Source organism: Streptomyces murinus, assembly GCF_002154555.1.
Lineage (GTDB): Bacteria > Actinomycetota > Actinomycetes > Streptomycetales > Streptomycetaceae > Streptomyces > Streptomyces murinus.
Window position 1 is genome coordinate 1 of the sequence record NZ_MUNF01000081.1, and the last position, 252, is coordinate 252.

The following is a 252-nucleotide window of genomic DNA, read 5'->3' on the forward strand; positions in this document are numbered from 1 at the left end:
GGTCGGCGGGGCGAGGTAGCGCAGGTTGATGGAGCCGGAGTGGTAGCGGGCGACTACATGGCGCCAGCGGCCGTAGTCCTTGTACTGCTTGGCCAGGGCCCGCACCGAGGGCCGGGGGCGGTACGACACCTTCAGCTCCGGTGAGAACCAGATCAGGCCGCCCGCCTCGCGGATGCGGAAGTTCAGCTCCCAGTCCTGGGCGCGGATGAACTCCTCGTTGTAGCCGCCCTGCTGCTCCAGCGCCTCGCGGCG

General features: G+C 69.8%; 1 pseudogene. It reads right to left on the reverse strand.

Annotated elements, in window-relative coordinates:
• Positions 1-252: pseudogene (locus CCN72_RS40285) on the reverse strand (glycosyltransferase family 2 protein); the annotation flags it as partial.